The sequence below is a fragment of the Streptomyces fuscigenes genome, assembly GCF_021556455.1.
Taxonomy (GTDB): domain Bacteria; phylum Actinomycetota; class Actinomycetes; order Streptomycetales; family Streptomycetaceae; genus Streptomyces; species Streptomyces fuscigenes.
The window spans coordinates 1-4,056 of record NZ_JAKGCV010000476.1; the positions used below are offsets into that span (position 1 = coordinate 1).

The following is a 4,056-nucleotide window of genomic DNA, read 5'->3' on the forward strand; positions in this document are numbered from 1 at the left end:
GGACGAGCCGGAGGCGGCCGACGGGTCGTACGTGCCGGGCGTGCCTGACGCATCAGGCGTGCCAGGGGCGTTCGAAGTGGTGGACGTTCCGGGCGTCTCCGGCTGCTCCAGCGAGCCCGACGGCGCGACCGGGCCCAGGACGTCCCCGCGCCGCGTCCCTCCGGGTCCGGCCGGGACGCGGGCAGCCAGTTCGGCGCCTTCCACCGCTCGCGCCACCCGCAGCAAGGACCTTCCGACCCCTCCCAGGAATCGTGAGAGCACGCATGCAGACCACAGACAGCAGCCTGACCTGGCTCCTGGAGAACCTGCTGGACCGCACCCCGGGCACCCGGCACGCCCTGGTGCTCTCGCGCGACGGGCTCAAACTCTGCTGGAGCCGCTACCTGACCGTCGACCAGGCGGACCAGCTCGCGGCGATCTGCTCCGGCATCCAGGCCCTGGCGCAGGGCGCGTCGGTGGAGTTCGGCAACGGCAGCGGGGGCGTGCGGCACTCGATGACGGAGTTCCACGGCGGGCTCCTGTTCATCGTGGAGGCGGGCGACGGAGCCCACCTGGCCGTGGTCGCGGAGGACGGCGCCGACGCCGGTCTGGTCGGGCACCAGATGACCGAGATGATCGAGCAGATCGGGGACCACCTGCGGGCGGAGCCCCGCGCGGCGGCGGGCGAGAACCGCACGTGATGATCCGCAAGCCCGTCGACATCGGCTTCCCCGACCGCCTCTACATGGTCACGGGCGGCCGCAGCCGCGCCGACGACACCACGTTCGACCTCGTCACGCTCATCGTCAGCGAGAGCGCGCCGACCGCGGGGCTCCAGTCGGAGCACGTGCGCATCCTGGAGCTGTGCCGCCATCCGACCGCGGTGGTGGAGGTCTCGGCCGAGCTGCGGATGCCGGTGACCGTGGTGCGGATCCTGCTCGCCGACCTGCACGCCATGGGCCGCATCAGCGCCCGCCATCCCCACGGCTCCCGCCCGGCCGCCTCACTGCCCGACTCCGTCCTCTTGAAGGAGGTGCTCCATGGACTCCGCAACCTCTGAACTCCCTGCCCGCATGCCGCTGGACGACGCCGCGGAAACCGGCCTGAAGATCGTCGTGGTGGGCGGCTTCGGGGTGGGCAAGACCACCCTCGTCCGCTCGGTCAGCGAGATCCGGCCCCTCAACACCGAAGAGGTCATGACCCAGGCCGGTGTCGGCGTCGACGAGACGGACGGCCTGGTCACCAAGACCACCACGACCGTCGCCTTCGACTTCGGCCGCATCAGCCTGAACGAGCGGATGGTGCTGTACCTGTTCGGCGCGCCCGGGCAGGAACGGTTCTGGTTCCTGTGGGACCGCCTGTTCTCCGGCACGCTCGGCGCCGTCGTCCTGGTCGACACGCGCCGCATGAGCGACTCCTGGTACGCGGTCGACCGGCTGGAGCACCACCGCACGCCGTTCGTCGTCGCGGTCAACCGCTTCGACGACGACGCGTCGTCGTTCTCGCTCGACGAGATCCGGCAGGCGCTGTCGCTCTCCGACGACGTGCCGCTGATCGACTGCGACGCCCGGGTCCGCTCGTCCGGCAAGCGCGTCCTGATCACCCTCGTCGACCACCTCTACGAACTGGCCATGGCCCGGGAGATGACACCATGACCGACTCCGTGCCGGGTGCGCCCGACGGCGCCCCGCCCCCCGCCTGCCCCGCCCACGGGCCGGCGGTGCGCCTGAGCGGCCTCGCGTACCAGCAGACTCCCTCGGAGCTGTACCGGACGCTGCGCCGGGACCACGGCCCGGTCGCGCCGGTCCTGCTGGACAACGACATCCCGGCGTGGCTGGTCCTCGGCTACAACGAGGTGTCGTACGTGACGGGCAACGACGAGCTGTTCGCGCGCGACTCCCGGCGCTGGACGCGGTGGGACGAGATCCCGCCGGACTGGCCGCTCTTGCCCTATGTCGGATACCAGCCGTCGGTGCTCTTCGTGGAGGGCGCGGAGCACCGGGTGCGCGCCGGCGTCATCAGCGAGGCACTCGACGCGGTGGACCAGATGGAGCTCGCGTCGATGTGCCAGTCCATCGGCCACGCACTGATCTCGGCCTTCGCCGGCAGTGGCCGGGCGGAGCTGATGGAGGGGTACGCGCACCCGGTGCCGATGCACGCCATCGTCCGGCTGTGCGGGATGCCGGCGGGCGGTCTCGACACCGAGAACCTGGTGCGGGACCTGCGCCTGTCACTGGACGCCCACGAGGGCGAGGACCCGGTGGCCGCGTACGGGCGCGTGCAGGCGCGCATCGAGCAACTGGTGAAGGAGAAGCGGGCCCAGCCGGGCGACGACGTCACCTCGCGCATGCTCAGGCATCCCGCGGGGCTGTCCGACGAATCGGTCGTGCAGGACGTGATCACGATCATCGCGGCCGCCCAGCAGCCCACCGCCAACTGGATCGGCAACAGCCTGCGCCTGCTGCTGACGGACGACCGGTTCGCGACGACCGTGGCGGGCGGCAAGCTCAGCGTCGGCCAGGCGCTGAACGAGGTGTTGTGGCTGGACACCCCGACGCAGAACTTCATCGGCCGGTGGGCGGTGCGCGACACGCAGCTCGGCGGCCGGGGGATCAAGGCGGGCGACTGCGTGGTGATGAGCTTCGCCGCGGCCAACACCGACCCGGGGGTGTGGCCCGAGGGACATGTGGGGGCCGAGAACTCCGCGCACCTCTCGTTCAGCAACGGGGAGCACCGCTGCCCGTTCCCGGCGCCGCAGCTGGCCGAGGTGATCGCCCGCGCCGCGGTGGAGACGCTGCTGGAGCAGCTGCCGGACGTGGTGCTCGGCGCGGAGCCGTACGAGCTGCGCTGGCGGCCCTCGATCTGGATGCGGGGGCTCGCGGCGCTGCCGGTGGACTTCACGCCGGTCCTGCAGTGAGGCCGGTCGAGGCGCTCGCGGGAGACCCCGGGCCCGCGCGTCCCGGGCAGTCCGCGAGCACCCGGGTGCCATGAGCCCGCGCGTCACCGTGCGGGGGCCGGCCCGGGCGTCAGGCGCCCAGGATCTCCACGTTCACGTCCGCCGGGTAGCCCGTCGTCGGGCCGGTGCGGCGGGCGAACTCCTTGACACCCGCCAACTGGCGCTCGCCGAAGCGGAAGTCCAGCGTCGTGAAGTACTGCTCCAGCAGCGCCGCGTCGAACGACTCCCAGCGCGCGGCCTGCTCGGCGACCTTCGTGACCTCTTCGAGCGAGACGTCGCGCGACTCCAGGAAGGCGCGGTGCACCTGCCGGACGGTCTCGGGCTCGCGCGCCAGGTACTCCTTGCGGGCCGCCCAGACGGCGAAGACGAACGGGAGGCCCGTCCACTGCTTCCACATGGCGCCGAGGTCGTGGACCTGGAGGCCGAGGCGGGGCGCGTCGTGCAGCGAGGCGCGCAGGGCGGCGTCGCCGATCAGGACGCCGGCGGGGGCCTCCTGCATCATCAGGCCGAGGTCCGGCGCGCAGCGGAAGTACTCGGGGGTGACGTGGTGCGCGTCCGACAGCAGGAGCTGGGCGAGGCGCACGGCCGTGCGGGAGGTCGAGCCGAGGGCGACCTTCTGCCCGTCGAGCTGGTCGAGCGGCACCTGCGACACGATCACGCAGGACATCACGTCCCCGTCGCAGCCGACGGCCACGTCGGGGAACGCGACGAGCTGGTCGGCGTTGCGGAGGTACTCCACGAGGCTGATCGGGGCGATGTCCAGCTCGCCCCGGACCAGCTGGTCGTTCAGCTTGTCAGGGGTGTCCTTCGTGAGCTCCAGATCGAGAAGGGTTCCGGTCCTCGCGAGGCCCCAGTAGAGGGGCAGGCAGTTGAGGAACTGGATGTGGCCGACGCGCGGCCGGTTTCGGCGGTGACCGGCCCCGGCGGGTCCTGTGGCTTCCTGGGCTGCTGTGTTTTCTTCTGGAGTGTCCACATCGTGAGGCTAGCCCCGGGGGGTCCGCCCGGTGGGCGCGGGGCCGCGATCCACGCCGCCCGCGGCCGGCGGCGGGCCGCCGTACGGGGGACGGGAGGCGCGGCGGGAACGGCACGGTCCGGATCGCTTCCGCGGCGCCGCCCGCCGG

The 4,056-nt window shown here is 72.2% G+C and carries 5 protein-coding genes and 1 pseudogene; 4 read left to right on the forward strand and 2 right to left on the reverse strand.

Going from position 1 to position 4,056, the window contains the following annotated elements:
* Nucleotides 1-216: pseudogene (locus tag L1885_RS24850) on the reverse strand (hypothetical protein); the annotation flags it as partial.
* Nucleotides 217-263: 47 nt separating this feature from the next.
* Here L1885_RS24850 and L1885_RS24855 point away from each other — a divergent pair.
* From L1885_RS24855 to L1885_RS24870, 4 genes are read left to right on the forward strand one after another with little or no spacing between them, the layout of a single operon-like run.
* On the forward strand, nucleotides 264-680 hold the full coding sequence (locus tag L1885_RS24855) for a roadblock/LC7 domain-containing protein (RefSeq protein WP_235799413.1): 417 nt from the start codon (nucleotides 264-266) through the stop codon (nucleotides 678-680).
* Complete coding sequence (locus tag L1885_RS24860) at nucleotides 680-1,039, forward strand: DUF742 domain-containing protein (RefSeq protein ID WP_235799414.1); 360 nt, start codon at nucleotides 680-682, stop codon at nucleotides 1,037-1,039. Before L1885_RS24855 ends, L1885_RS24860 begins: the two co-directional genes overlap by 1 nt.
* Complete coding sequence (locus L1885_RS24865; protein ID WP_235799415.1) at nucleotides 1,020-1,634, forward strand: GTP-binding protein; 615 nt, start codon at nucleotides 1,020-1,022, stop codon at nucleotides 1,632-1,634. Before L1885_RS24860 ends, L1885_RS24865 begins: the two co-directional genes overlap by 20 nt.
* Entirely contained in the window at nucleotides 1,631-2,896 is a 1,266-nt protein-coding gene (locus L1885_RS24870; RefSeq protein WP_235799416.1) for a cytochrome P450, read from the forward strand. The genes L1885_RS24865 and L1885_RS24870 overlap by 4 nt, the downstream gene beginning before the upstream one ends.
* Before the next feature lie 109 nt (nucleotides 2,897-3,005).
* Here the strand turns inward: L1885_RS24870 and L1885_RS24875 are convergent, their stop codons facing one another.
* Nucleotides 3,006-3,818 (reverse strand): menaquinone biosynthetic enzyme MqnA/MqnD family protein, encoded by an 813-nt coding sequence (locus L1885_RS24875; RefSeq protein WP_235799417.1) that lies wholly within the window; start codon nucleotides 3,816-3,818, stop codon nucleotides 3,006-3,008.
* Nucleotides 3,819-4,056: the final 238 nt, after the last annotated feature.